The sequence below is a fragment of the Streptomyces sp. NPDC048479 genome, assembly GCF_040651435.1.
Taxonomy (GTDB): Bacteria; Actinomycetota; Actinomycetes; order Streptomycetales; family Streptomycetaceae; genus Streptomyces.
In genome coordinates this window covers 1-1,593 of sequence record NZ_JBEZKA010000118.1, presented here as the reverse complement: position 1 = coordinate 1,593, position 1,593 = coordinate 1, and the positions used below count along the sequence as shown (strand labels likewise).

Below are 1,593 nucleotides of genomic sequence, written 5' to 3'. Positions count from 1 at the left end.
TGTCCGCGTACGACCTCAGATCCAGAGCTGCGTACGACCTCACATACAGAACTCGGCTGGGGTGATCATGCCACGTTGGCGCCTCCTTCGAGGGCGGTGAAGCGGTTCTTGAGCCTGTAGCTCGGGCCGTTGATCGGGACGACTTCGCAGTGGTGCAGGAGGCGGTCGAGGATGGCGGTGGCGAGGACTTCGTCGCCGAAGACCTGGCCCCATTCACTGAACGATTTGTTCGAGGTCAGCAAAATGGAGCCGGCTTCGTATCGCTTCGCGATCATCTGGAAGACCAGGTTCGCCTCGTCCCGGTCGAGCGGGAGGTAGCCGACCTCGTCCACCACCAGGACGCTGGGCTTGAGGTATGACTTCATCTTCTGCGGGAGCCGGCCGATGGTCTCTGCCTCCTTCAGCTGGCTGACCATGTCGTCCAGCGAGGTGAAGTAGATCGAGTAGCCGGCTTTGCAGGCCGCGACCGCCAGGGCCACGGCGAGGTGGGTCTTGCCGACGCCGGGCGGGCCCAGCAGAGCGACGTTGGCTTTGGCCTCGACGAACGAGAGAGCGGCCAGGTCGCGGACCTTGCGGACGTCGAGTTCGGGCTGGAAGGCGAAGTCGAAGTCCTCGAGCGTCTTGTGGTGCGGCAGCCGCGAGAGCCGCAGCGCGGTGCGGAACCGCCGGCCGTCACGAACTCCGGTCTCCTCCTCCAACAGCAGGTCGAGGAAGTCGAGGTAGCCCATCTTGTCGGTGTTCGCGCGGGCGACCAGCTGGTCCAGACTGGCGGCGAGATGGGGCAGGCCGAGCTTGGCGGCATGGCCGCGGATGCGGTTGGCGACCAGGTCGCTCATCAGTTCACTCCAGGGGTCGGCAGGCCGGCGGCCTGGTCGTATGCGGCAAGCGGACGGCGGGAGACGGGGATGCGGGCCGCGGTCGTGCGGGCCAACAGCGCGGCCAGCGAATCCTCCGCCGGCCTGCTTTCCACCTCGGTAACCCGCTCGGTGTCCTCGGTGGTGGTGGCACGGGTGTGACCGTCGGGCAGCCCGTCCCAGTGGGTCTCATCTATGACCCAACTCCCTCTGGTCCCGGCCCGATTGTGGGTGGCCAGCAGACGCGGACGGTGATCGGCGGGAGCCGGGTCGTGGAGGGTGATGTGGGTGCGGGCGACCCGTAGCTCGATGGTCTGCCCGGCCCGGACGAGGCGGGCGGGAACGGAGTAGAGACTCCCTTCGAAGGACACCAGGCAGTCCTTCCCGACTCGCCGCAGATGATGCTCGGTCACCGCGTATCCGCAGGTCGGCAGGGGCATCAGGGCGGCGCGGTCACGCTCGGCCCGCACCGCGATGACCTCGCCGTGCGTGCGGTGCACCTGACGGCGCCGGATCGGCGCCCAGGACTGGAAGGCGGCGTCCATTTCATTGAGCGAGGCAAAAGACCGTCCTGCCAGGACATGATCGCGAACGATGTCGACCTGGCGCTCGACCCGGCCCTTCCCTTGGGGCCGGTAGGCGGCCAGCACGTCGATGTCGAAGCCGTAGTGGCCGGCGAACGCGACCGCCTCCGGATGGAGCGGGACTGCTTCCTTCGGTGCGACGTGCCGCTTGACGA

General features: G+C 67.4%; 2 protein-coding genes. Both read right to left on the bottom strand.

Annotated elements, in window-relative coordinates; genetic code table 11:
- Positions 1–65: 65 nt before the first annotated feature.
- The gene (gene istB, locus AB0D12_RS41290; RefSeq protein ID WP_362695243.1) at positions 66–836 is read right to left on the bottom strand and encodes an IS21-like element helper ATPase IstB; all 771 of its coding nucleotides are present in this window, start codon (positions 834–836) and stop codon (positions 66–68) included.
- Positions 836–1,593, bottom strand: a 758-nt coding sequence (locus tag AB0D12_RS41285) for a hypothetical protein (RefSeq protein ID WP_362695240.1), incomplete at its 5' end; no start/stop codon positions are given. The genes istB and AB0D12_RS41285, both read right to left, overlap by 1 nt.

Bases quoted from the DNA above. Each gene is read 5' to 3' on its own strand.
- istB (WP_362695243.1), bottom strand. From the start codon at position 836: ATGAGCGACCTGGTCGCCAACCGCATCCGCGGCCATGCCGCCAAGCTC.